This is a genomic window from Paenibacillus sp. A3M_27_13, assembly GCF_024213315.1.
In the GTDB taxonomy this organism is placed as follows: domain Bacteria; phylum Bacillota; class Bacilli; order Paenibacillales; family Paenibacillaceae; genus Paenibacillus; species Paenibacillus polymyxa_B.
This window is the reverse complement of record NZ_JANAVE010000002.1, coordinates 149,568-174,335: the sequence shown is the minus strand read 5'-3', so window position 1 is coordinate 174,335 and position 24,768 is coordinate 149,568. Positions and strand designations below refer to the sequence as shown.

Below are 24,768 nucleotides of genomic sequence, written 5' to 3'. Positions count from 1 at the left end.
GATCTCCCCCTGTTATTCTTGATTTCCTGCCTTTTTATCGAAATAGAATGCCCCCCAGGTCCGCAGCATTTCTTGCATTCGTTTGCGGTACCGTAAAGGCTCCAGGATCTCGGCCTCAGCTCCATAGGAAGTGAGCCAATCCAAAAATTCACGGTCATGATTGACCGTCACCTCAAACAACAAACTTCCATCCGGCAAATCCTTAAGAAAAGGCTTGATGAACAGCTCCTCTTCTTTGACCCGATATACAGACTCGGCAGAAAAACGTACCACAAACCGGATATTCTGATTTCCTTTGGTCACCGACCAGGTCCCTTTAAAAAACATTTCCATTTCAGTTGTATTTTTTTGAAACGTATACGGCAAAATTCTCATGTTCCGAAAGCGGCTGATCCGAAAGGTTCTCATAGCGGAGTGCTTGTGACAAAAACCAAGCATATAGAATCGCCGATCCTGCGGAACCAAACAATAAGGATCTACCTGAACTAGGGATACATTTTCATTTTGAGGCGAGCTGTATTCCGCTTCAATCGTCTGCTGCGTAAGACTCGCCAAAACAATCAGCCTGAGCAGATAGGGCTGGTTTTCCCGATCAAGTGTCGAGCCGAGCCGGATGATATTTTTCATTTCCTGCGCGAAGCTCGTCTGGTCCATCTTTTTTTTCTGACTAGAGGCCATCACTTTCTCATAAGCACTTTCAAAAGCTGGCGGTAAAAGAGGCTTTACCGTTTCCATAATCTCTCCCAGCTTGGTAAAAGCCTCTACCTCTTCTTCCGTCCAATTCAGAGGATACAAAGCAAAATTACTTATAAAAATGTACCCTTTGCCATGCCCCATATTCGTAATCGGAATATGCATAGCGCTTAACGCCTCCATATCCCGGTATATAGTACGTTCTGATGTTTCACAACGTTCGGCAAGCTCTCTTGCCAATATCCCCGGATTTGCCTGAACAATAGTAATAATCCGCATTAAACGTATCAACCGATCAGTCAAGGAAGTCTCTCCTTTACAAAAAGATAGTAAATTAGACTCACTATATTACACAAATAAACTAGCATAATTGCCTATCTTAAAATATCATTTTCAGTAAAATGAACATCTCCTACCGATATTGCTTTATTAAAAATGACCTTAGAACTATACGCTGTGAATGAGACAAAAGTACCACTCCATTTATTGCGTATGGCCAGAATTAACTCGGCTTCCTGCAGGTAGTCCATGTCATCGCTTCTTGCTGCAAGTATAAGTAATTCATCTGCTTGTCTGGTAAGGATGAACGCCCCTCGCTCATATTCCCCTTTCTCGTACATACGCAATGCTTTTTTTACAATAGGGGACGTCTCATTCAGCTTTATGTATTTTTCCACCTTCGGGTTGGATGGAATGCTCAGCAGACCAAGATGATGCGTGAAATGGATATAGAGCTGGTCTGTCCGGATCAGCGTTCGCTTTTCCTGCGATGGCTTGCGCCAGCTCCACTCCATCATTCCAATCGTATGTCTTCCGGACGAGTGAGCCGGTATAGAAAACGTTAAAATAGCCTGTCTATATTTTCCCCGCCGTACATCACCACAGTGAACAAACATGCTATCTCCGTTTTCTGAGCGTTTAAAACCGAGCCTCACCCCTTCAGCTTTTAATAGGCTTACCCCGTTTTCTGGAATGAACTGGAGTTGAAGGTCACATCCCGCTGCTTTCGGTATTAGATTTCCTTTTCTTTTACGTATAGCTCCATAGCCCCATTCTATCAGTAGATTTACTTGTTTGGACCCATTCGCAGATATAGACTCTTTGTCCCATGTGCACGTTACATTGAGCATTGACTTCACCACTGGTAAATTCCCCCTAAAAGAACATGTAACTCTAAATTAACAGTGTTATCTGACACTATATTGTCAGGGAACGTATGTTTGATTGTGAAAATTATACATGGGAATCTTTATGAAGGGGGACCTAGTTTGGTAAATAACATTTTAAACCATTTTAATTACATAAATGCGCAAAAATAGCCCGGCATATGCCGGGCTATATTATAGTCTACTTCTATATTTATACTTATGAGATTGTAGTTTCTGTTAAAGAAACTTTCGTTTTTGTGCAAATATCAGATATAGGAGCAAAAGTAGTGCTATCTACAACGAGATCCTTTGATAACGGCTTTCCATTTACAGTGATTTTTAAAGTTTTATAGTTTTGTTCTCTCTCATTCATCTTGCAAAATCTCCTTTTATATCAATTTTTAATATATTTCAGTTCATTTATTCAACTTAAGCCCCTGATCAGGTGCGGATCGTTCTTTACTCGTATGCTGGGAAAAATGCCGGAATGTTGCCGCTTCCTTGATATACCCGTTTTAAGGTACACTTAAACTAATATATCGACTTTTTTTGAGGACATTTTCTTCATATTTATCGTCCGTTTATTCTAAAATCTGCATCCGAATCGTTATATTATACGTAACCATGTCATATGGGTAATGATCTATATCATCTAACATCTTGGTTTATCAAAAGGGGGAACATCTCTTGGCACGACCAACTTGTCGTTTTGCTTTGTACCGCCGCATTGTCTGCGCTGCTATAGCACTTTTGTTTATTTTTGGGATAACTCGTGTACCCGAAGTACATGCTGCTTATTGGGATGATGTGTACCAAGGCTTCGAGCAATTTTCGCGGTTGCCCGGTGATGTGTATCAGCTCAAGGAAAGCTACCGACAAACACAGGAGGATCTGAAGAAGGCCCGTAACAGCTTAGAAGCCTATCAAGAGCAAAACGCTCAATTACTGGAGCAAAACCGCAAGCTGACTGACACTGTCACAGAATTAAAAAATCTTCAAACCCAGCGCGATCAGGCTTCACACCGAAATAAAATGCTCATCATCACAGCTATAATTCTGCTGGCCGGTTATTTTATCGGTATCCGACTGTTGCGTTACGGGATGCGTCGACGTTCGGGAAGATACTAACTGCCTGAAAGGATGAAAGGTCTGAATGGACATACAAGCAGGACAACACCATGATGAAAGCGTCGGTTCGGTCGTAACGCTCGATCTGGCGGAAGGAGAAAAGCTGCACGTTCTGCATCCGCAGCAAATCATCGCATACCGCGGACCCAGCTCAGGCCGTAGTGATAAACTGATGAATATTAAGGGCATGTATCGCAAACACAAACTGATTCAAGCCGATTTCACAGGAGCTTGTCGCCTAATTGCCGCACTTCCGCCTGGCTTTAGTCTAAAAATGATTAAGCTTGAAGGGAGCGATGATCTGTTATACGATTTTCGCAACCTGTTCTGGTACAGCTCCGGTATCCAAATGCGTACCAAGCTGCTAAGCATGAAAAACATGTTGTTTAGCCGCGATGTTATAAAAATGAAATTCGATGGTGTTGGTCAAATCGGTCTTTTGACGCAGGGATTGGTATGTCAAGAACAGCTTCATCCCACAGAGCCGATATATGTGGATGCAAGCAGCGTCATTGCCTATCCCGAAAACGCTAAACTAGAGTTGACCGTGTACGGCAACCATCTGGCCAGCCAGCATATGAACTATCATTTTAAAATGACCGGACAGGGTACCGTACTATTTCATGCTGGGGAACATCATCGGCGGCTTCAACAGGATATGAACGACGATGGCGTGATCAAGCGATTTTTACGGGAAGTCATTCCATTTGGTGGAGTGTTTATCAAATAGCCCTGCCATGCTATAATGACAATGCTATAGCCGTCTGTCCTCATGGCAGATACTAATGGAGAAAATCCATGCGTCATGCATGGGAGAGGTTCGCGAACTCCCTCTATAAAAAACTAACGATGCTTTGTCCTCCGCAAGAAAAATGAATTCGCGGGGCAAGGCCTGTTTTTTGTTGAAGTCGGTTCAAGAACTCTCCTTCTTCCAAGTGACAAGACTCCATGTCTTGCACCATTCCAAGAAGATCGAGAGGTTTTTTTATGTTTGCAAACGAAAAAGCAGTCGTCGTATTCAGCGGCGGCCAAGACAGCACAACCTGTTTATTCTGGGCAAAAAAACATTTTGCTGAAGTAGAAACCGTGACGTTCGATTACGGTCAACGCCACAAGCAGGAAATCGAAGTAGCCGCTGGAATTGCCCGCGAGCTGGGTGTTCCGCAAACGGTACTGGATATGAGCCTGCTTAATCAACTAGCCCCTAATGCCCTCACACGCACCGACATTGACATTACTCAACAGGAAGGCGAACTGCCTAGCACCTTTGTAGACGGTCGCAACCTACTGTTCCTGAGCTTCGCGGGAGTTCTCGCCAAGCAAAAAGGAGCGCGCCACTTGATTACAGGCGTTTGTGAGACGGATTTCAGCGGCTATCCCGATTGCCGGGATTCCTTTATCAAATCGCTGAACGTCACACTGAACCTTTCGATGGACTATCCCTTTGTGATTCATACCCCGCTCATGTGGTTGAACAAGGCCGAAACCTGGCACATGGCCGATGAGCTGAAAGCTTTTGAATTTGTAAGAACACGTACACTAACGTGCTATAACGGCGTCATTGGCGACGGCTGTGGCGAATGCCCTGCTTGCAAACTTCGCCGTGCTGGACTCGAGCAGTATCTCGCGGTGCGCGGTGCTTCATCCCAAGGAGTTGAAGGTCATGCGTGAGCCAGGTACCTTTCGCATTGTCGATAAGCTCCAGCAGTTCGGGACAGACATTGAGCACTCTCAGCTGCGTTATCACCGCAAACGTGTACTAGTCAGCAAACAATTTACATTCGATGCAGCACATCATTTGCACTGCTACGAAGGCAAATGCAAAAATCTGCACGGACATACCTATATCGTCGTGTTTGGCATAAGCGGTATACCGGGCGAAACGGGTCTAACGCTGGATTTTGGTGACATCAAAACGATCTGGAAAGAGCGGCTTGAGCCTTTTCTGGACCATCGTTACTTGAATGAGACGCTTCCTCCAATGAATACAACGGCGGAAAATATGGTCGTCTGGATCTTTGAACAAATGGAGTCAGCCTTGACCTCGGATGCATACTGCAACCGTGTCGCAGGTGGACGTACCGAGTTTGTACGGTTGTTCGAGACACCTACCAGCTACGCCGAGTTCCGACGGGAGTGGATGCTCGATGAGTAATACCGTAACGACTCACCAACCCATGACAGCCTCTCACGGCACCAAACTAGCCCCTATTCCCGTACTAGAGGTGTTTGGTCCTACCGTTCAGGGCGAAGGTATGGTCATTGGTCGTAAAACGATGTTTGTTCGCACCGCAGGCTGCGATTACCATTGCTCGTGGTGCGACTCCGCCTTTACCTGGGACGGCAGCGCCAAGGACCAGATCCGTCGTCTGAGTGCCACTGACATTTGGCAGGAGCTGAAGGCCATCGGTGGCGAACGGTTTTCGCATGTGACTCTTTCTGGAGGCAATCCTGCCCTGCTACCGCAGCTTGGGGAGCTAATTACCCTGCTGCGCAGCCAAGGCATTGCCACCGCTGTCGAAACACAAGGCTCCCGTTGGCAGGAATGGCTGTACGATATCGATGAGGTAACCCTATCCCCGAAGCCGCCCAGCTCTGGTATGACGACCAACTGGGACGTGCTGGATGATATCGTCGCCCGTCTGTCGAACCGGAAGATGGCGGGTGAGTCCCGAGCTACGTCCAACGTCCCAACCGCACCAGGCTTGAAGGAACCCTCTAATGAATCTGCGCGGCTCTATACCGGAGCTTGCAGCTTGAAGGTCGTCATCTTCGATGACACCGATCTTGCCTATGCCCGCATCGTTCACGAGCGCTATCCACACGTACCGCTGTTCCTCCAGACGGGTAATCCAGATGTGAACATGGAGAACACCGGACAGATTGCGGAGTCCCTACTCCATCGTTATGAATGGCTTATCGACCGTGTCATGGACGATTCCCGACTAAACGACGTAAGAGTACTCCCGCAGCTCCACACGCTCGTATGGGGCAATAAACGCGGCGTATAACACTTATATGTAATATATTCCGTATGAGCTGTATGTGATACACAAGATACACCAAATTAGTCGAAGTACACCCTCGACATCCAAAAGAGAAACCCTCGTCCGTAAGGGCGGGGTTTCTCGCAAAATAACGCTCCTTTCATATAGGAGCGAGCATTATTCACTTCTGCCCCAACCAATATGTAAACGGATAGGGACTTTATGGTGTTGACGGCGGTCGGTAGCGAAGCGGAGGATTTGAAGCTGGAGAAGCGATAACGATCGGAAGATCAAATCATTCGCGGAGCGACCTCCCCACCACCATAACTCCCTATCTCGTTTACCAAACCAAACCAAACTTAAGGAGCCCCATCCAATGACCGGAAGAACACCCGAAGAAATGACCGACGTTACCCTGCTTGGCAATCAAGGCACACAATACACGTTTGCCTATGATCCCGCCATTCTCGAAAGCTTTGATAATAAACATCCGTATCGGGATTATTTTGTAAAGTTCAATTGCCCGGAGTTCACCAGCCTGTGCCCGATTACAGGACAGCCTGATTTTGCAACCATCTACATCAGCTACATTCCTGATATTAAAATGGTAGAAAGCAAGTCCCTTAAGCTGTACCTGTTCAGCTTCCGTAACCACGGCGATTTCCATGAAGACTGCGTCAATATCATCATGAATGACTTAATTAAGCTGATGGACCCTCGCTACATTGAAGTATGGGGCAAATTCACGCCACGCGGCGGCATCTCTATCGACCCGTACACCAACTACGGCAAGCCAGGAACGAAGTACGAACAGATAGCGGAGCACCGCATGATGAACCATGATATGTACCCGGAAAAGATCGATAACCGTTAAGCTAATAACTCTTCTGACATAGCGTAAATATCAAGGGGTTGTCCTAAAGTCATCAAATGACAAGGGACAGCCCCTTGGTTGTACTGAAAGGATGCTGTGCATGCTCGTGGCGTTACACATCCAGATCAAATCTTGATTTTTTATATTCATACGGTGTTTTACCCATAACTTCTCTAAAAGCTTTTCTGAAAGATTTCTCGTTTGGAAACCCCACCTCGTAAGAAATTTCTGTAAGTGACTTATTGGTTGAATCCAGTAAATCGATCGCCTTCTCCAAACAAAGAATTTGCTTGTATTCGGTAAACGTCTGGCCTGTATATTCATGAAACATTCGCGACAAATAAGCCTCCGAATAACCGCAGATACGGGCCGTTTTGGCCAGGCTAATATTTTCAGTATAATGCTCTTTAATAAAGTCCATGATTGTCTTTATCTTTCGTTGCTTTTCACTAAATACTTCCGGTGGAATGTCTGTTGCCTGACTAAAATGATTGACAAGCAAATATTTCAGTTCAATAATTCGGCTTTGCTCTAAAATGTAGTCGTATTTGCTTTTGGAAATATGTAGATCATATATATCCATAAACAATCCTCTTAATTTAGAGATTATAGTATCTTCAACTTGTTTCTCTTGCGTGTTTAACTGTATGATTACTTGTTCATTGGCAAAGAAAGTGTCTGGAAATTGCAGCACAATGACTTGGTTCTCCGTAATGCTCTGCGTGGAATGCGGGACATTGCTGTTAATGAATAGCGCATCCTTTTCCATCAAAATAGTTATTTTTCCTTCATGCCACACCTTTAGACTTCCACTTGTACAGTAGATCAACTCCATATTGCTGTGAAAATGCATAGGAATGACTCTTTCTGTATCTCTGGATTGGAACATAAAAAGGTTAATCATTTTTTTTCTGTCTATTTCGATATGTTCATATATTTTTTTCATCACCACACCTCATCAGCCAGCCATGAGTAATCCATCTGTATTCTATATTAAGCAATAAACTCTTATACTAATACTCATACTATACCGATAGTAAAATGCCCGGACAAGCAGAATCTATTCAACGGACCAAAATAAAAAAGAAGGCAGTTCTTCCCGTAAACGGGATAATGAACAGCCTTCCTTAGCCTGCTTGCAACTCGGCAAGCAAAAAATGTTACCCTACACATTCCTGCAACTGATACATTCTAACTTCACCTACATTGTCTCCTGCCTCAAGCAATACATTGCGTTGGTCTGCATCTTCTATGAAATAACGCAGGGAAAACACTTCTTCGCCCTCGTTAACAAATAGTTCCAAACTTGAGCTTTCAATGAATATTTGCATTTCTGCAAGCTTATTATTTAATGTTGCTTTTCTGTACTCCCTCTCGCCAGTCAACCAGTTTGTTCTCCAAACTGTCAGACTATTTTGTTCCCAATCATAGTCAATTTGTACAGCATCCCTAATGATCATTTTAAAGTTTTCTGTGAGTAAGGAAAAATGAACAATGAGCTCCGCTTGTGTAGAAGGCAGTAACCACTCACTGTTATTTTGAATTTCCCCTTTGTAATGCATGTCATCCAGTCTTAACAATTGTAATTCCGACAATGGTTTCTGGTACAACACACCGTTCATCAATACCACTTCTCTAGGAAGTGTCAATGCATGAATCCAGCCCTCCTGAATGGTCGGAACAGCTCTCTCCGCTTCCTCATTCATGGCGCTCATCCATCCGAACATAATGGTTCTGTCATTAACCTTAAATGATTGTGGCGCGTAAAAATCAAATCCTCGATCAAGCTCTTTAAAATCGGAAAGGTTGCCGTTGAATTTGCCTGTATTCGATAATTTGCCAACAATATAACCCGATTGATTAGGATTTTTATAATATTCGCCTCTCTCCGGTAAACCCTGAGGAGAGAAAACAAAAACATCATTTTCGGCAAAATGAAGTACATCTGGACATTCCCACATATATCCAAATTGATGATCGTGATCAACAAATGATCCTTGGCATTCCCATTCGGACAAATTTTTAGATTTGTAGATAAGCGTATCTCCAGTCAAATCTTCTCTCTGAGCACCAACAATCAACCACCAGTTCCCGTGTTGGTCTCTCCATACTTTCGGATCTCGAACATGTCGGGTATAACCTTTGGGGTGCTCAAACAAGGGACCTATTTTTTGGAAATACTCGCCATCCTCCGAAATCGCGGCGCATTGATAGCTTTCTTTTATTCCATCATCTCGGATTACATTTCCTGTATAAAATAGATACAGCTTTTCATTATGAACAATGCCTCCGCCCGAATAAATGCCATCTTTGTCATACCATTCTGAAGGCTCCAGCGCGACACTTTTCCTTTGCCAGTGCACCAGATCGCTAGAAACAACATGGCCCCAGCATTTATTTTTATGCTCCGTTCCTTTTGGATTCCACTGATAGAACACATGATATTGATGATTGAAATAGGCAAGTCCATTAGGGTCATTGAGCAAACCGTAAGGAGGAGTAATATGATATTTCAGGTTATACGCGTCGCTTTTATTCATGCTCATCCTCCGGTAAAAAAACAAAACTAAAACTCAGCAAAATTTCCTGCGAGCTTGACCCGATATAAATATCAAATTCGCCGGGTTCACTTTTGTATTGCATTTCACGATCATAAAATTTAAGCATCTCTTCATGAATTGAAAATTCGACATTTTGGGTCTCGCCACTTTGCAAAAAAACTTTTTTAAAGTCTTTTAATTCTTTCACTGGTCTTGCAACACTTGCAAATTTATCGCGAATATATAATTGGATCGTTTCCTTTCCATCATAAATTCCAGTGTTGGTGACAGAAATACAGATATCAACTGACTCATTTTTTTTCATTTCTTTTTGGCTAATTGTTAATAGGCTGTATTCAAATGAGGTATAGGATTTACCATAGCCAAACGGATACAAGGGTTCATTCACTTCATCAATATATCGGGATGCAAACCGATAAGAACCATTTTCCTTTAAATTTGGTCTTCCTGTATTCAACTCATTGTAGGATATCGGAATTTGTCCAACGCTTCGTGGAAAGGTCATGGCTAATTTCCCCGATGGATTGACTTCCCCATACAGTATATTGGCCAGTGCTTCTCCGCCCATCGTTCCTGGATACCAGGCTTGAACAATAGCGTCAACTTTTCCGGCTACTTCGGTAAGAATCAAAGGTCTTCCGCTATAAACGATCAGAACCATCTTTTTGCCCAGTAAACTTAATTCATGGAGCAGTTTCATTTGCGGCTTAGGAAGCGTCGGGTTCGTTCGCGATCCCCCTTCTCCGCTCTGATAAATACTTTCTCCCAAGGCGAGGACAATGACATCCGCTTCGTTAGCATTCCGGATCGCTTCGCGCAGTAGGGCCTCTTCATCCACTGTTTCAGCAGCCAGCTTGTCCGCATATTTGCCAAGGGCTTCTCTTGCATTAGCGGGGAGCATATGCGCCCCTTTGCAAACCGAGAGATTGTCGGGATCAACATGCTTTAATAATCCCATTTTTAAATTGACGGTATCCGCCTCATCCCCCTTAATGGCCCACATGCCCAGGGTGGAGTTTTCATCTGCGTAAGGACCGATTAAAGCTACTTTGGTATGTTTAGACAATGGCAGTAGTTGATTTTCATTTTTCAGCAAGACTACGGATTCTTCAGCCAAGGACAGCGCGGCTTTTTTATGTTCATCTGACAGAATACTGTTTCTCGACCGCTGAACGGTTTCCTGTAATCCGCGGAACGGGTCCTCAAAAAGCCCCAAATCATTTTTTAGCTTTAAAACACGGTATACAGCCTCATTCAAAAGCTCCAGCATATGCTCGTTATCCGATACTACTTTCTCCAATTGATTGGCATATATCGCTGTCTTCATATCCACATCAACACCAGCCAATAACGAAATCCTTGCGGCTGAAGCCTCGTCTTCAGCATAACCGTGCATGATCAGTTCTTCTATAGCGGCGTAATCCGAGATCAACACACCATTAAAGTTCATTTCTCGTCTTAGCACGTCGCGGTTAAGCCACTCGTTTCCTGTCGCAGGGACGCCGTTCAAGGTATTAAAGGCCGTCATAACAAGCTTTGCCCCCGCTTCGATTGCAGCTTGATACCCTGGCAAATAATATTCTCGCAGCGTATGCTCCGACATATCCACGGTGTTATACTCACGTCCAGCGACAGGTGCCCCATAAGCGGCAAAATGCTTGACGCAAGCGGCAATTTTATTGGCTGATATGATACCTTCCAAGTTTCTTCCCTGTATCCCCTGAACCATGCTTTCAGCGTATTTCTTCGCTAGCAAGGTATCCTCTCCGGGCGATTCCATCACCCGCCCCCAACGGGGATCTCTAACGATATCTACCATGGGGGAAAAGGTCACGTGAACACCTTCGTCGTAACATTCCTGGGCAGCAATCGAACCCGCATGTTCTATACCCTCATAATTCCAACTACATGCTTGTGCAATCGGAATCGGGAAGATAGTTCGATACCCATAGATAATATCTGCCATGAACAGCAGCGGAATTTTATGAATCGATTTTTCCAAATAATCCGTTTGCAACTGGATAATTTTTTCTGGGTTAGTGATGTTCAATATCGATCCTGTGTTATATATATTGTAGCCGGCGTTTAACCCTAATTTTTTTAAAGGCCCTGTCACAACAGTGTCTATATCCCCTTCAAAAAAATCACCGGTCAGTTGGATGAGCTGGCCTATTTTCTCTTCTATTGAAAGGCTGTCCAATTTCTTAAGTAGTGTGTTGTTGTCCATGATTCTCCCCACATCATTTTATTTGTTATCTGTTTTTTCTTTAAACCCAAAGATCCACGTTAGCGAAAATGCTACAGCAAAGCCGATTACACAAACTAAAATGTAAAGAAATATCTGATTGTTCAGGTACAATAACATTCCAGGTAGGGCTGTAATCGACATCCCCGTTGCTTGAATATTAAATATACGTGCGAAGAAACCACCAACCGCTCCTCCAATCAAGCCCATCATGAACGGTTTGCCATATCGAATGTTCACCCCAAAGATAGCGGGTTCTGTAATGCCCAACAACGCTGACAAGGTAGAAGGATAAGCAATGGATTTGGTTTTTACATTTTTGGATTTTAGACCAACAGCTAGCGCAGCACCCGCTTGTGCGCAAATCGACGCCGAACTGATCGGGTTCACCATATTCCAACCATTGCCCACTAACATCTGTATTTCAATCAGGTTTAAGGCATGGTGTAGTCCGGTAACTACAATAATCTGATTGATGCCACCGTAAATAAATCCGCCGATGCCGTATGGTAATTTCAAAATGGCGGTAACAGCCATTAATATTAAAGCTTCCACCTCGTGAAAAATGGGACCAATTACGAACAATCCCAGTACCAGTGTTATTAATAATGTTAGAAACGGTGTTAGAATTAAGTCCAATGCATCGGGGACTGACTTCCTGATCTTCTTCTCCAGCATCGCCCCCACGACACCTATTATGAAAGCAGGCAGAACCGAGCCCTGATAGCCTGCAATTTTAATGAATCCGAAAAACACTAGTGGTTCCTGAACTTTTTGGGCGACATCCCAGGATGTAGGCAACGAAGGACTCACTAACATTAATCCAATCAAAATCCCCAATAGCGGCGATCCACCAAACACCCGGAAGGCCGACCAACATACCAACACGGGTAAAAATGCAAAAGCCGTATCGGTCAATATTTGTGTAAACAATATGAAATTCGCAGAAATATGATCAGGCGTAAGTCCAAATAACTGGAGCAGTGCAGGCTGAGTTACTAAGCCTCTAACTCCCATGAATAATCCTGTAGCTACCAATGCGGGCATAATCGGAACAAATACATCCCCGAAAACTCGGATCATTCTTTTGAACCGATTATCATCTTGGGTGGAGGCCATTTCTTTCAAATCAGCTTTTGATGTAGCAGATATGCTTTGACCAACCATGGCATCGTATACTTTATTTACAGTACCGGTTCCAAAAATAATTTGATATTGCCCAGAGGTAAAGAAAACGCCTTTGGCCTTATCAATATTCTCAATAAATTCATCATCAATAATTTCTCTATCTTTTACAATCAGCCTCAGCCGTGTGGCACAATGTGCCATGGAAATAATATTGTCTTCTCCGCCAAGCCCTTTAATGACATCTTGGGCTATTTTAACGTATTCCTTTTCAAGACTCATCAGTCTCTTCCTTTCCTCTGTTCCTCTTAGTTAGTCTGAATCATTTGAAAATTTGATCAAATATGCTTCTTAAGAATATCATGACTGCGCTTTCAAACAGCGGGATTATTTTACTACATTAAGGTCAAATTTTGACCTTTTTATACTTTTGATTAATTATGATGAAACAATAAAGTGCACCCTAGAATACATACTGGAATAACCTTCTGGTTTATCCCCATGTATTTTAAAGGTGCACTTCAATTGTTGTATGGAGAGTTAATTACGTTTTACTTAGTGACTTTCAACTGAGCACTGTCAGCTGTATAGATAACCTTCACTTTATAATTGCTTGGTAAACCTACTGTTTCAATCGAAGAAAATGCTCCATTCCGTTTACCATAAGTTAAGATCGTAGCACCATTGGCCGGTACATATTTGTTAGAAAAATTCAGACGTAATTTTCCGTTGAGTATGGCTGTTCCCTTCATTTTGAGCACATCATTTTTACTGTGCAGGTTAAGCTCAAGTGTTCCCTTGGCAGATTGTCTGTAATTTCCGCCAATAATCAGCTTTCCAGAAGCATTTTTAAGAAGAGTTCCCCCGTTATTCGTAATTCCACCACTTCCGAAAGCCGTTTCCGAAGTTCCTTCCAGAGTACCTTGTTCGATCTGTGTACCGCCGGAATACGTATTGTTGCCCATTAGCTTCAACGTACCTGTTCCCTTTTTAGTCAGCTTTCCAACGCCGGAGATATTGTTGCGCCAGCGATCCAGTGCATTGAAACCGCCTTTGGAAGCGTCCATATTTACCGCAACATTATTGGTGAAAGCACCGTAGCCATCCGCGGCGGAAAACAGGTTCAATCGTCCCCATCCCTCAGCATCATCAAGTACAGGATAGCCGGAAGGAATCCCTGTAGTAGCCAAAACCCAACGACGTTGTGTGCTATCCAGGTAAGGCAAGCGTGTCTCCAACAGTACCTCAGCTCCCTTAGGCACTGTCATTGGCGTCGTAGTTGGATTAACCTGACTGAATCCGTATGTTAATCGTTGATTATAATTTTTTTTGTTTGTGGCATAATTGCTGAATCGATCTGGAGCTGTGCCTTTTTGAGACAGCAGTTGTTTACGAGCATCCTGATAAGCCGCTTTCTTCAAACTGCTATTGGCCGGATCAGACAGGATAGCAGCAGCCATCGCCGTTGCCATGACACGTCCTCCCATAACATCAAGCGGGGAGTGCATACCAGCAACAACACGGTTATTGCCCAGCTCCGAAGCTCGCGTCAGCAGTTCCTGATAACGCTCCGGCACGGCGTAGGCCATAGCAATAGAACTGAGATACGCAGCATTGGTATGACCGCTAGGAAAGCCGCCATCGCTAGTAGCATCAGCTTTGAGAGCGGGAATAAGGCTCGGAACAACCACTGAGTTATCGCTCCAGCGAAACGGGCGAGGATAGCTAAAGTAAGACTTAGCCGGATTCGTCGTAGAGTATTCCCCGCGCAAGATATTTACCAGATTTACAATGTTGCCGAGATTGGAGCTTGTACTCCCTGCATTCGTTCCCTCATCTTCGTATTTCTTAGTCAGGGCATCTGCCGGAATGTCGTTGATCGTTGTCGTGGCACCTGCATTCTTTCGATATACATCAGTGAGCGAACCCAGACCGTCGATCACACTGTAGCTCTGGTTTCTGCGATCATCCAAATAAGCCGCATCGGCCTCACTGGAAGTGCGCCGGGCAGCTATATCAATCACTTTTTGAATATTAGCGTCCAGCACGCTGCTGTTTAGCTTGGTACCTGTATCCCAGGTAGCGCCGGGAGTCCAAAGCTTATTAAATTCGGAGAGCAACCCGAGGGTCGGATTAGAGCTTTCCGTCTTATTGGCAGAACTATTATTTTTATAATGATCTACGAAATATCCCCACGATGGTTCTGTTGGAGTTACCGTTGTTGGTAGGGTTGCCGCACTCGCATAACTTCCACCCAGGGAACCTAGAAGTAATGGTAAAGATAGTAATGCAACTGATAATGGTTTCCTTAGCGATTTCATTCTCAAATCAGATCCTCTCTTCTCTTGTGCTCTTCGTACTTTCTCTACGGAGCTATTATCTAAATAACAAGATGTATGATATAAAGAATCATATCTTAAGTTTATTAAATAAAGAGCTTAGTTTTGTTAAATGAAAAAAAGGCATCCCAAGAGCCGTATATACGACTCTGGAGACACCTCGTTCAAAGCGTTATAGAAAAACCAGCTACCCTACAGCCATACTTCTATGACTTTGCCATTCACGAAAGCTACCGCCTTGAAATAAAGACTACGGTTGCCGTATACCCAGGCTTCGACTTGAGTTCCGTTTGAAGCAGCCCCCTTTTCTCTGACTGTTGGGTTTCCCCATGCGAACTGCACCTGCGTCGTATTCATGCCCAAGCTTACCTCATTATTTTTAATCTTGTTCCAGATGGCTTGCGACCATTGGTATTTCTTGTACGGATCGTAAGTCAGAAATTGATCGGAATCAGACAGCATTTGTGGAATGCGTGAAGCTCCGATGATGGAATACGTGTCATAAGTTTCGCCATTGGCCCCCTGGAAAATAACTTCGTAAGATTTAACACCGTTCGGATCCGTGCTGACTTCGATATCTTTAACTGTTACCTTGCCAAATCGCTCTCCAGCGCTATAGAAGTTATTGACCCAATAGGTTTTGCCAATTAATTTGGACAGACTGCCCAGATCAATGGCTCTGATAATTTTTGCCGTTTCCGGCGTCTCAATGACCAGCTTGGTAGCGCCCACAGATAATTCTCCTTGCTGGCGGTCACGATTCCATTTGAATCCGCCCAACTTCAGATCGGTCAGTAATGTTCCCGGGAATACAACCTGTCCGTTAACCGTTTGAACCTTGCCCTTCAGTGCAACAGGTTTACCATTCACCATCGCGGTGGAACTCCCTTTTTGGAGTACGATATTGTTTTTACCCAGCTTGATCGTAAAGGTCTGGTTCGCCACGGTAACAGATCCACCCAGCGTCTTGAACACAGACTGCACAGGTAAATACACATTGCCGTTCAGTATAGCCGCCCCGGTCAAGGTTTGATCGGACGATACCTTTAGTGTAAAAGAAGATGGTATTCCTTCGGTCTGCAGAGCTACGGATGTGCTTCCAATGCCCCTTACTTTGAGTGTACCCGAACCATTCTGCTGTAGCTCGGCAACCTGCGGTTTCTCTACTTCAATCTCACTAGCTTCGGGATGACGTGTTAGTCGATAACCGTTCGAATATGTCTCTTGTACATTTAATTGAATCGTATCGCCGATGGCAGCCTCTTTGGAGGTCGTCAACAAGGACATACCCGTTAATGTAGGCAAGCTCAGCGCAGTCGTGATCCCATCCTTATAGCCGACCCAAGAGCCATCCTTTAATTGTGCAAAAAGCTCGTCAGGCGAATCAACCAACCGTGCAACATTAGATAACCCGCTAAGCTGCACAGCTGGATATTTCTTCATTCGGTCATAGCTCCATACAGTCCCATCATGATGTACAGTAATCAAGACATGTGTACCTTTTTCCCATAAAATTGAAGCAATATCACTTCCCACTTCGCGTGGGGGTTCATTGGTCAGCATATCCAGCATCGTGACATGGCCATCTTCCTTAAGTACTGCAGCATACGCCGTACTCATTTTGATATCAAGCGCACCATCTACATGACCTATCTTGCGGGGCTTAGATTCTGCGTACCCTGTGGAATACCATACATCACCGGATCGAGTAAGAACCGTAAAATAGGTACTTACCTTATCACCATCTATAGCATCCGATATTCCCTCAACCTGTTCTCTTCCCCAGGAGATCGTCCCATCGGTTTTAATAGCCAGACCCTCACCTGTAATTTCTTTAACTCCTGAGGATTGAGCCGTCACTTTTGGGTCGGAGTTATCATCCCAGATGGCTACCTTCCCGTCCTCAGTCCAGCCATAATAACCTTGGCTCTCGTTTTTGCTGCCTGTAATGCCTTTCAAATTCAATTTCTCAATAACTGGGCCATCTATACTCTTTCTCCATAAAGAACCGTCATCCAGTATGTAGTTATTCCGGTCGATCACGTCTATAATTTTAGCGTTTTTCCAAGTGTTGTTCGTCGTTACATTTGCCGCTACTGCTGTTTCTCCAGTGTTTAACGTAGTTCCCACCACCGCTCCACATACCATGGATACTGCCAGCAAAATCTTCGCTGCTTTTCTCATCGTGGTTCCCCTTTTCTATCTATATTTCCATATCAGTATTTTGCATAATTCCATTCCCAAGCTCAAAAATATAATATATAGACGAACTGGATCACTTCGATCTCTATTTTGCTGATTTGAAAAGCGCTCTTGGGACTTATGCAAAATACTCACATATATATCGGTTTTGAGGATGATAAACGTTTGAATTTCGATGTACCATTTTAGAAACCAACTAAATCGAGTAATAAAGAGTATCCAGCAGAATGGGCAAGCAGCGATGAGTAAAGGGGGACTTTATCCCACTTTCAGCCATTTGCTGCAAACGGATCGCTTCCTATATCTTAAAATATACATACATATTCGGAGGTTGCCATGACTAGTAAATCTGCTACAAAAAATGAAACGGGCCAATCGCTTCCCCTCCCGGGGCCGCAAGCGAAAAGCACCGTTTTTGCGATTCTGATTGCGATCAGTTTCGTCCATCTGTTCAATGACTCGATTCAATCGGTCATTCCAGCGATCTTTCCGATCTTAAAGGAATCTATGAGCCTGAGCTACACGCAGATCGGCTGGATTTCATTCGCGATCAATTTTACAGCTTCAATCATGCAGCCCGTGATTGGCTTGTTTTCGGACAAACGACCTACGCCAGCTATTCTTCCCATCGGTATGGGCTTTACGCTGACCGGCATGCTGCTGCTCGCCTATGCTGCCGATTATAAAGCGGTGCTGATCGCAGTCATCTTTGTGGGTCTGGGCTCGGCTGCCTTTCACCCTGAAGGCTCGCGCGTATCCCATATGGCGGCAGGATCACGCCGGGGCTTAGCACAATCCATTTTTCAAGTTGGCGGCAATGCGGGCCAATCGCTGGCGCCGATGCTCACGAGCTGGATTTTTATCCCGTTGGGACAATTCGGTGCGATCTGGTTCACAGGTATTGCAGCAGCGGGAATTGTGGTGCAATCGTTCATCGCCCGCTGGTACGGTAACGTCCTGCGTACAGAAGGCATTGCACGTAAAAAAGCGGTGGCACGCCGCATGAAGCCCGAAGTGCGTAACCGCGTTATGTTTGCCATGATTGTCCTCATTCTACTGGTATTCGTCCGTTCGTGGTACTCAACCTCGGTCGGAAGCTACTATTCGTTTTACCTGATGGAAGTATTCAAAATGCCATTGGCTGATGCACAGCTCTACATTTTCCTGTTCCTCGGGGCTGGAGCGCTGGGCACCTTCTTTGGCGGTCCACTGGCGGACCGTTTTGGTAAACGCAATATGATTTTTCTGTCCATGGTATTAGCTGCACCACTCGCGCTGTTGCTGCCTTATGCCAACCAATTCTGGACGGCAATCCTGCTGGCGATTATCGGATTTATTATGCTGTCTAGCTTTTCTGTCACAGTCGTATATGCACAGATGCTCGTGCCTGGTAAAATCGGGACCGTGTCCGGTCTCATTACGGGCCTGGCTTTTGGCCTTGGGGGTGTGGGCGCACTCGTGCTCGGCAACTGGATCGACAAAGTAGGCATCACCCACATCATGTTCCTGTGTGGCTTTTTGCCACTGCTCGGCATCTTAACCTTCCTGCTTCCTACAGATAAAACCCTGAACCGCTGGGCGGAAGAAAATGGAGCCGAAGTGTAACAGGCAAACGTGTGGCGGCCATCTTGGCCGCTGCACAACTTTATAGCCAACTCACGTGTTTCCTCACGAAAAAATATCCCCATTTACGCCTAAGTGTTGCAATCAGTTCTCTACTTCTGCCAAACGCATCAAAATACGACGCTTCCGATACAACATTTTCCCTGCTTCTGCTACGTCACTAATAGCGCTTCGATTCGCGATGGAGCCGAACAAAATGCCCGCAATCGGGACCATTTGAAGCAGCTTTTTCCATCCAAACTGATCACGATAGGTGTTAATGACCTCTCTCCATCCCTGCATCTGGGAAAAAACCTGTGCCTGACGTGAAGGATCATCGAACAAAGCCAACTCCTCTAATACAGCCTTTTTACCCACAATATCAGATGAAGCAAATTGCATACATTTAATAATAAAAATGCGTTCCTGCTTATCATGGGGATTAAAGCCATAACACAAGGCTATTTCCTGAAGCACTTTGAGTGACAAGCCGAGCAAAAGAGGAATATCCGCCGCAATCGTAAACACACCCCCAATCCCCGTTGTTGCTCCCTGAGCGGTGGCAAAGGTAATGCGACCCGCCGTCATCTCGTCAGCAGTCCGATCCATGATTGTTAGCGGGAGCTCAGCTGCCTGCTTCAACTCCCACATAGGTTCGGCACTATGTTCCGAATCAGCGTTTTCCCCGGCACGAGGCAGGTCCTGCGTATCCGACACGGAATCTGTGCCATTTTGCTGAATGACATGTTCATGGGCCGTCTTTTTCAGCCTGTTCAGAACCGTTTCTTCTTTCACCAAATATTTGCCGCCGTTCTGAATGAAACTGCCCATCTCATTAAGCAGTTGCTCTAGCTTGTCTTTAATGATTTTGGGCGTCAGCCGATCCAGCAGCATAAAAGGCCATCTGCCGATTTTTTCCCAGAAAAAAATGTCCTTCTGTTCCTTTTCCCATTTTTCAATATTCTTCAGCTCATGACGCAATACGTCCTGGCTTTCCCGATATTCTGCAAGCTGCTTCATAACCGTAGACGTCTCCTTTTGACTATGCTAGTTTATGTATGGGTAATACGTAAGCAAGGCGAGTTCAGGTTTCTTTTTTTAGCAAACTAGATGATATAGTAAGTTAAAAATCCGTACAGATCGGAGTGTAATGATGAATAATGTAGAGCTTGTCCCTTACCATTGTGGGCATGATGCCATTTTACATACCTTCTACTTACCTGAGGAGCAGAAGCAGTTTACTGGAATGCCGGATGAAATGCTAACACTGGCCAAGGAAGATCCGCACCGCCATCCTGTCGTGATTACGGCTACTAGAAGACCCGTTGGATTTTTCATTTTATACGATGGGGAAGAATTAGCGGACTATACGAATACTGCTGAGGCACTGCTGCTGCGCGCGTTCTCTATTCATTACGCAGATCAGGGACAAGGATTCGCTAAAAAAGGGCTGCTTTTACTACCACAGTTCATCGCCAGACACTTCCCACATATTCGCGAGATTGTACTGGGCGTCAATGCCCGTAATCTGCCTGCCCAAAATCTGTATCGCAAATGCGGCTTTATAGATGAAGGCAACACTAAAATGGGACAACACGGCTTGCAGCATATTTTTAAAATGAGCCTATAACGTTGACCTCGATAGCCCTCGCCCAAATAAAAAAGCTTTCGGCACAAACGCCGAAAGCTTTTATCGTTAAATCTCACCAATGGAAAAACTCAATTTGTAATTACCAAACTTCGTAAGCTCATCCAGCATGGTATTTAACTCTGCCTGTGATGACATGCGCAAGCGCATCCAATAACAGCCTTCCCCACTCACCCGATGGATTTCGACAATATAGGGATGCTCCCGTGCAAAAGCCTGGAAAGCACTGTGAGTTGTTCCTGAATTCAAAAAAACCGTAATAAAGGCATGAATCGTCTGTCCAATTTTTTCAGGGTTCCAGCGCAGCGTATAGCCCTCGATAATGCCCGCATCCTGCATTTTTCGAACACGTGCCCCTACGGCTTGGCCCGTCAAATGAACAAGCTGACCGATCTCCTTGTTCGATAAAGAGCTGTCTTCAATTAAATGATGAAGAATGCGCAGATCGGTGTCATCAGGTACGAATAGTTCCATAGTTATTTTTCCTTTCATGATGAAACGAGAATGCTGGTTTTCCTTTCAGCAAGCTGTAGCCTGTAGCTCCTTGCGTCAGATATGATTGTAACAGAAACAAAGAACCACCGAAAATACACTTGGTCCAAAAACATTCACTATCAAAGGAGCTTCCATATATGAAAATCACACTAATCCGTAACGCAACCTTATGGCTGGAATACGCTGGAGTAAAATTTCTGATTGATCCGATGTTAAGCGATGCTGGCGCAAATCCGCCAGTTCCCAATACGGAAAATGCCCGCCGTAATCCGCTGGTTCCCTTGCCGCCGCAATGGCAGGCACTCGGACAGCCTGACGTTGTGATCGTCACACATTTACATCCGGATCATTGGGACCCGGCAGCAGTACACTGGTTGGACAAACAAATTCCCGTCTTCTGTCAGCCCGGAAATGAAGAACAAATCACTGCTGATGGTTTTACACGGGTTACTCCGATTTGGGTGGCTGGTTCTGTGGGAGAAATTGAGATTATCCGTACAGCCGGGCATCACGGCACCGGAGAAATCGGGGAACAGATGGGACCCGTGTCCGGCTTTGTGTTTCAGGCTCCAGGTGAACCTGTCGTCTATTTGGCCGGGGATACGATCTGGTGCAGTGAAGTCGCGGAAGCACTAGATAAATACCGTCCTGAGTGGACAATTGTGAACGCTGGAGGAGCACGGTTTACGGTAGGTGATCCTATTATTATGACTGCCCAAGATGTAACAGCTGTTGCACAGCATGCCTCTTATACACAAATCGTGGCTGTCCACATGGAGGCAATCAACCATTGTCTACTAACTCGCTCTGAGCTTACAGAACACATCAACCGTGAAGGTTTGGAGGGACGCGTCCATATTCCGGCAGATGGAGCAACGGTTTCGGGATAATATGTGTTCTGGCATCTGATGACGGTTCCTACATTCCAGGCCAAACAAACAAGACACCTCCAGCATCCACATTTCAAGTGGGACTGGAGGTGTCTTGTTTTACGATATCGAATCTGAGCTTAAGCTGATCTTTTGTTTTTGTTGTAAATATCGAAGGCAACTGCCAGCAGCAGCACCAAGCCCTTGATACCTTGCTGCCAGTCAATACCCAGACCAATCAGAGACATGCCGTTATTCAGTACGCCCATGACCAAACCACCGATAATGGCTCCAAAAACGGTTCCGATCCCGCCGGATGCCGAAGCACCGCCGATAAAGCAAGCCGCGATGGCATCCAGCTCAAAGTTCGTACCTGCTCTCGGCGTAGCCGCATTCAGACGTGCAGCAAAGATCAGACCGGAAATGGCGGCCAGCACGCCCATGTTGACGAATACCCAGAACGTTACTTTTTTCGTTTTGACACCGGACAGACCCGCTGCCTTTTCATTTCCACCCAACGCATACACATGACGGCCCATAATCGTGCGGTTCATGACGAAGGAGTATACAACGATCAGTATGAACAGCAGTACAAGAATGTTAGGTATCCCCGCGTAGCTCGCGAGCATGAAGGTGAACAGATTGATAACCGCAGCCACCACAATCAACTTGAGTACAAATAATGTCTGTGACGGAACCTCGAATCCATATTTAAGCTGCGAACGACGTTCGCGAAGTTCGTTCACGATAAACCATACCGTGAGTGCAATGCCGACAATGATGGATACCAGGTTATACCCGGTAGATGAAAAATCCGGCAGGAAGCCTGAACTGATTTTCTGGAATCCCCCCGGAAATGGAGAGATAGATTGGCCTTCCAGCACGATCATTGTCAATCCGCGAAAGAGCAGCATTCCCGCCAATGTAACGATAAATGCCGGAATCCTCACATAAGCGACCCAGAACCCTTGCCATGCGCCGATTAACGCCCCGACCAGCAAAGATGCAATCACAGCGATCCATGCTGGAAGCTGCCAATCGACCATCATTATGGCGGCAACCGCACCAACAAAAGCAGCTATGGAGCCGACGGACAAATCAATATGTCCAGTGATTATGACCAGCACCATCCCGATGGCCAGCACGAGAATATAGCTGTTTTGCAGAATCAGATTTGTAATATTAATCGGCTTCAACAGCAGGCCGCCCGTCAGCACCTCGAACAAAATCATAATGACGACCAGCGCAATCATCATGCCATATTGGCGAATGTTATTTTTAAATAGTTTAGTTATGGTTTCCATGCTTCACGCCTCCTGACTTGGTCATATATCTCATCAACGTTTCCTGCGACGCGTCCTCACGGCTAACCTCTCCAGTGATCCGCCCAGCATTCATGACATAAATCCGGTCACATAAGCCTAGTACCTCTGGTAGCTCGGACGAAATGACCAGCACTCCCTTGCCTTCAGCGGCAAGTCGATGAATAATCGTATAAATTTCATATTTGGCGCCCACATCAATGCCGCGTGTCGGCTCATCCAGAATCAGAATATCCGGCCCGGCAAAAATCCATTTGCTCAGCACCACCTTCTGCTGATTGCCGCCACTCAAATTACCCGTTTTCTGTAAAATGCTCGGCGCTTTGATGTTCATGCTTTTTTTCATTTCCTCTGCAACGACGACTTCCTCCTGCTCATTGACGACAGCGCCCTTCGTCAGCTTGTTCAGGCCAGTCAGCGAAATATTACGCTTGATATCATCCATCAGAATGAGGCCATACTCCTTGCGATCCTCTGTCACATAGGCAAAGCCGTTGTTGATGGCGTCCGTAACCGTGTTGTTCTGGATCGGCTTGCCGTCTTTAATCAGCTGACCGGAAATGTTGCGTCCATACGACTTGCCAAAAATGCTCATCGCCAGCTCGGTCCGTCCCGCTCCCATCAGCCCGGCAATACCGACAATTTCACCACGCCGAATGTTCAAATTCACCTGATCCAGCACCTTGCGGTCTGCATGGTGCTCGTGATACACCGTCCAATCCTTCACTTCCAAAACGACTTTGCCAATCTCGGCATGACGCTCTGGATAACGGCTGGTCAGATCACGTCCAACCATGCCGCTAATGATCCGATCCTCCGTGACCTCATCCTTTTTCATATCCAGTGTCTCAATCGTCTTTCCGTCCCGCAAAATCGTAATTGAATCCGACACCTTTGCGACTTCATTCAGCTTGTGGGAGATGAGAATGCAGGAAATGCCCTGTTTTTTAAATTCCAGCATCAAATTAAGCAGATTTTCACTATCATCCTCATTCAACGCCGCTGTCGGTTCATCGAGAATAAGCAGCTTCACCTTTTTTGATAGCGCTTTCGCAATTTCGACTAGTTGTTGCTTTCCAACCCCGATGTTCGTAACTAATGTATTGGGATTTTCACTCAAACCGACCTTGGACAGCAGATCGCGTGTACCCACAAAAGTCTCTTTCCAATCAATCACGCCGCCACTGGCGCGTTCGTTGCCCAGATAAATATTTTCCGCAATCGAGAGATACGGGATTAGCGCCAGCTCCTGATGGATAATGACAATGCCCAATTCCTCGCTCTGCTTGATATCCTTGAACTCACACGTTTTGCCCTGGAAAACAATATCCCCTTCATAGGTTCCATGCGGATATACACCGCTTAGTACCTTCATCAGCGTCGATTTGCCTGCACCGTTCTCACCGCACAAGGAATGGATTTCACCTTCCTTGACCTTGAGATTTACATTTTCCAATGCCTTCACACCGGGAAAGGTTTTGGTAATTCCCTTCATTTCTAGAATGATTCCAGTCATGGGATACGCTCCTT

At 45.3% G+C, this 24,768-nt stretch carries 22 protein-coding genes and 1 riboswitch; of the genes, 9 read left to right on the top strand and 13 right to left on the bottom strand.

The annotated features are described in order from the left end of the window. Window positions 1–12: 12 nt before the first annotated feature. The 3 genes from NLX82_RS07425 to NLX82_RS07415 form a co-directional block, all read right to left on the bottom strand. The gene (locus tag NLX82_RS07425) at window positions 13–996 is read right to left on the bottom strand and encodes a helix-turn-helix transcriptional regulator (RefSeq protein ID WP_023987368.1); all 984 of its coding nucleotides are present in this window, start codon (window positions 994–996) and stop codon (window positions 13–15) included. A gap of 71 nt (window positions 997–1,067) precedes the next feature. Next, window positions 1,068–1,835, bottom strand: coding sequence for a hypothetical protein (locus NLX82_RS07420; protein WP_069081218.1), 768 nt, complete (start codon window positions 1,833–1,835; stop codon window positions 1,068–1,070). A 223-nt stretch (window positions 1,836–2,058) separates the two neighbouring features. Continuing rightward, complete coding sequence (locus tag NLX82_RS07415; protein WP_023987366.1) at window positions 2,059–2,214, bottom strand: hypothetical protein; 156 nt, start codon at window positions 2,212–2,214, stop codon at window positions 2,059–2,061. Window positions 2,215–2,528: 314 nt separating this feature from the next. Between NLX82_RS07415 and NLX82_RS07410 the strand changes: the two genes are divergently transcribed. The 6 genes from NLX82_RS07410 (at window position 2,529) to queF (ending at window position 6,830) form a co-directional block, all read left to right on the top strand. After that, entirely contained in the window at window positions 2,529–2,969 is a 441-nt protein-coding gene (locus NLX82_RS07410; protein ID WP_076157825.1) for an SH3 domain-containing protein, read from the top strand. 25 nt (window positions 2,970–2,994) lie between these two features. Beyond that, complete coding sequence (locus NLX82_RS07405) at window positions 2,995–3,699, top strand: AIM24 family protein (RefSeq protein ID WP_013309110.1); 705 nt, start codon at window positions 2,995–2,997, stop codon at window positions 3,697–3,699. Between the two features lie 79 nt (window positions 3,700–3,778). Then, a riboswitch (PreQ1 riboswitch) is annotated at window positions 3,779–3,822 on the top strand. A gap of 134 nt (window positions 3,823–3,956) precedes the next feature. Beyond that, complete coding sequence (gene queC, locus NLX82_RS07400; protein ID WP_013309109.1) at window positions 3,957–4,640, top strand: 7-cyano-7-deazaguanine synthase QueC; 684 nt, start codon at window positions 3,957–3,959, stop codon at window positions 4,638–4,640. Then, window positions 4,633–5,124 carry a 6-carboxytetrahydropterin synthase QueD gene (gene queD, locus NLX82_RS07395; RefSeq protein WP_023987364.1) on the top strand — a complete coding sequence of 164 codons (492 nt, stop codon included), beginning with the start codon at window positions 4,633–4,635 and terminating at the stop codon, window positions 5,122–5,124. The genes queC and queD overlap by 8 nt, the downstream gene beginning before the upstream one ends. Then, the gene (gene queE, locus NLX82_RS07390; RefSeq protein WP_254347688.1) at window positions 5,117–5,980 is read left to right on the top strand and encodes a 7-carboxy-7-deazaguanine synthase QueE; all 864 of its coding nucleotides are present in this window, start codon (window positions 5,117–5,119) and stop codon (window positions 5,978–5,980) included. Before queD ends, queE begins: the two co-directional genes overlap by 8 nt. 352 nt (window positions 5,981–6,332) lie before the next feature. After that, window positions 6,333–6,830 (top strand): preQ(1) synthase, encoded by a 498-nt coding sequence (queF, locus tag NLX82_RS07385; RefSeq protein WP_013309106.1) that lies wholly within the window; start codon window positions 6,333–6,335, stop codon window positions 6,828–6,830. Between the two features lie 112 nt (window positions 6,831–6,942). On the opposite strand, the gene NLX82_RS07380 is transcribed toward queF, so the two are convergent. The 6 genes from NLX82_RS07380 to NLX82_RS07355 form a co-directional block, all read right to left on the bottom strand. Beyond that, window positions 6,943–7,776 (bottom strand): helix-turn-helix domain-containing protein, encoded by an 834-nt coding sequence (locus NLX82_RS07380; protein ID WP_023987362.1) that lies wholly within the window; start codon window positions 7,774–7,776, stop codon window positions 6,943–6,945. Window positions 7,777–7,990: 214 nt separating this feature from the next. Then, window positions 7,991–9,370, bottom strand: a complete 1,380-nt coding sequence (locus NLX82_RS07375) for a glycoside hydrolase family 32 protein (RefSeq protein WP_254347687.1) — start codon at window positions 9,368–9,370, stop codon at window positions 7,991–7,993. Further along, entirely contained in the window at window positions 9,363–11,618 is a 2,256-nt protein-coding gene (bglX, locus tag NLX82_RS07370) for a beta-glucosidase BglX (RefSeq protein ID WP_254347686.1), read from the bottom strand. The genes NLX82_RS07375 and bglX overlap by 8 nt, the downstream gene beginning before the upstream one ends. An 18-nt stretch (window positions 11,619–11,636) precedes the next feature. Next, the gene (locus tag NLX82_RS07365) at window positions 11,637–13,043 is read right to left on the bottom strand and encodes a sucrose-specific PTS transporter subunit IIBC (RefSeq protein ID WP_023987359.1); all 1,407 of its coding nucleotides are present in this window, start codon (window positions 13,041–13,043) and stop codon (window positions 11,637–11,639) included. A gap of 269 nt (window positions 13,044–13,312) precedes the next feature. Continuing rightward, window positions 13,313–15,082, bottom strand: a complete 1,770-nt coding sequence (locus tag NLX82_RS07360; RefSeq protein ID WP_023987358.1) for an acid phosphatase — start codon at window positions 15,080–15,082, stop codon at window positions 13,313–13,315. Window positions 15,083–15,292: 210 nt separating this feature from the next. After that, on the bottom strand, window positions 15,293–17,284 hold the full coding sequence (locus NLX82_RS07355; protein WP_254347685.1) for a stalk domain-containing protein: 1,992 nt from the start codon (window positions 17,282–17,284) through the stop codon (window positions 15,293–15,295). Between the two features lie 354 nt (window positions 17,285–17,638). On the opposite strand from NLX82_RS07355, the gene NLX82_RS07350 reads away from it, so the two are divergent. Beyond that, window positions 17,639–18,907, top strand: a complete 1,269-nt coding sequence (locus NLX82_RS07350; protein ID WP_075153862.1) for an MFS transporter — start codon at window positions 17,639–17,641, stop codon at window positions 18,905–18,907. 102 nt (window positions 18,908–19,009) lie between these two features. On the opposite strand, the gene NLX82_RS07345 is transcribed toward NLX82_RS07350, so the two are convergent. Then, window positions 19,010–19,924, bottom strand: coding sequence for an EcsC family protein (locus NLX82_RS07345; protein WP_023987355.1), 915 nt, complete (start codon window positions 19,922–19,924; stop codon window positions 19,010–19,012). 133 nt (window positions 19,925–20,057) lie between these two features. Here NLX82_RS07345 and NLX82_RS07340 point away from each other — a divergent pair, with 133 nt between their 5' ends. Continuing rightward, window positions 20,058–20,534 (top strand): GNAT family N-acetyltransferase, encoded by a 477-nt coding sequence (locus NLX82_RS07340; protein WP_048481495.1) that lies wholly within the window; start codon window positions 20,058–20,060, stop codon window positions 20,532–20,534. A 66-nt stretch (window positions 20,535–20,600) separates the two neighbouring features. On the opposite strand, the gene NLX82_RS07335 is transcribed toward NLX82_RS07340, so the two are convergent. Beyond that, the gene (locus tag NLX82_RS07335; RefSeq protein ID WP_023987353.1) at window positions 20,601–21,026 is read right to left on the bottom strand and encodes an Lrp/AsnC family transcriptional regulator; all 426 of its coding nucleotides are present in this window, start codon (window positions 21,024–21,026) and stop codon (window positions 20,601–20,603) included. A gap of 158 nt (window positions 21,027–21,184) precedes the next feature. Here NLX82_RS07335 and NLX82_RS07330 point away from each other — a divergent pair, with 158 nt between their 5' ends. Further along, on the top strand, window positions 21,185–21,937 hold the full coding sequence (locus NLX82_RS07330; RefSeq protein ID WP_068938497.1) for an MBL fold metallo-hydrolase: 753 nt from the start codon (window positions 21,185–21,187) through the stop codon (window positions 21,935–21,937). 119 nt (window positions 21,938–22,056) lie between these two features. Here NLX82_RS07330 and mmsB read toward each other — a convergent pair whose 3' ends face one another. Together mmsB and mmsA are read right to left on the bottom strand one after the other, a co-directional pair. Continuing rightward, window positions 22,057–23,220 carry a multiple monosaccharide ABC transporter permease gene (gene mmsB / locus NLX82_RS07325; RefSeq protein ID WP_023987351.1) on the bottom strand — a complete coding sequence of 388 codons (1,164 nt, stop codon included), beginning with the start codon at window positions 23,218–23,220 and terminating at the stop codon, window positions 22,057–22,059. Next, window positions 23,204–24,754 carry a multiple monosaccharide ABC transporter ATP-binding protein gene (gene mmsA, locus NLX82_RS07320; protein WP_254326577.1) on the bottom strand — a complete coding sequence of 517 codons (1,551 nt, stop codon included), beginning with the start codon at window positions 24,752–24,754 and terminating at the stop codon, window positions 23,204–23,206. Before mmsA ends, mmsB begins: the two co-directional genes overlap by 17 nt. Between the last annotated feature and the right edge of the window lie 14 nt (window positions 24,755–24,768).

Bases quoted from the DNA above. Each gene is read 5' to 3' on its own strand.
- NLX82_RS07415 (WP_023987366.1), bottom strand. From the start codon at position 2,214: ATGAATGAGAGAGAACAAAACTATAAAACTTTAAAAATCACTGTAAAT.
- NLX82_RS07405 (WP_013309110.1), top strand. From the start codon at position 2,995: ATGGACATACAAGCAGGACAACACCATGATGAAAGCGTCGGTTCGGTC.
- queC (WP_013309109.1), top strand. From the start codon at position 3,957: ATGTTTGCAAACGAAAAAGCAGTCGTCGTATTCAGCGGCGGCCAAGAC.
- queD (WP_023987364.1), top strand. From the start codon at position 4,633: ATGCGTGAGCCAGGTACCTTTCGCATTGTCGATAAGCTCCAGCAGTTC.
- queE (WP_254347688.1), top strand. From the start codon at position 5,117: ATGAGTAATACCGTAACGACTCACCAACCCATGACAGCCTCTCACGGC.
- queF (WP_013309106.1), top strand. From the start codon at position 6,333: ATGACCGGAAGAACACCCGAAGAAATGACCGACGTTACCCTGCTTGGC.
- NLX82_RS07380 (WP_023987362.1), bottom strand. From the start codon at position 7,776: ATGAAAAAAATATATGAACATATCGAAATAGACAGAAAAAAAATGATT.
- NLX82_RS07375 (WP_254347687.1), bottom strand. From the start codon at position 9,370: ATGAATAAAAGCGACGCGTATAACCTGAAATATCATATTACTCCTCCT.
- bglX (WP_254347686.1), bottom strand. From the start codon at position 11,618: ATGGACAACAACACACTACTTAAGAAATTGGACAGCCTTTCAATAGAA.
- NLX82_RS07365 (WP_023987359.1), bottom strand. From the start codon at position 13,043: ATGAGTCTTGAAAAGGAATACGTTAAAATAGCCCAAGATGTCATTAAA.
- NLX82_RS07360 (WP_023987358.1), bottom strand. From the start codon at position 15,082: ATGAAATCGCTAAGGAAACCATTATCAGTTGCATTACTATCTTTACCA.
- NLX82_RS07355 (WP_254347685.1), bottom strand. From the start codon at position 17,284: ATGAGAAAAGCAGCGAAGATTTTGCTGGCAGTATCCATGGTATGTGGA.
- NLX82_RS07350 (WP_075153862.1), top strand. From the start codon at position 17,639: ATGACTAGTAAATCTGCTACAAAAAATGAAACGGGCCAATCGCTTCCC.
- NLX82_RS07345 (WP_023987355.1), bottom strand. From the start codon at position 19,924: ATGAAGCAGCTTGCAGAATATCGGGAAAGCCAGGACGTATTGCGTCAT.
- NLX82_RS07340 (WP_048481495.1), top strand. From the start codon at position 20,058: ATGAATAATGTAGAGCTTGTCCCTTACCATTGTGGGCATGATGCCATT.
- NLX82_RS07335 (WP_023987353.1), bottom strand. From the start codon at position 21,026: ATGGAACTATTCGTACCTGATGACACCGATCTGCGCATTCTTCATCAT.
- NLX82_RS07330 (WP_068938497.1), top strand. From the start codon at position 21,185: ATGAAAATCACACTAATCCGTAACGCAACCTTATGGCTGGAATACGCT.
- mmsB (WP_023987351.1), bottom strand. From the start codon at position 23,220: ATGGAAACCATAACTAAACTATTTAAAAATAACATTCGCCAATATGGC.
- mmsA (WP_254326577.1), bottom strand. From the start codon at position 24,754: ATGACTGGAATCATTCTAGAAATGAAGGGAATTACCAAAACCTTTCCC.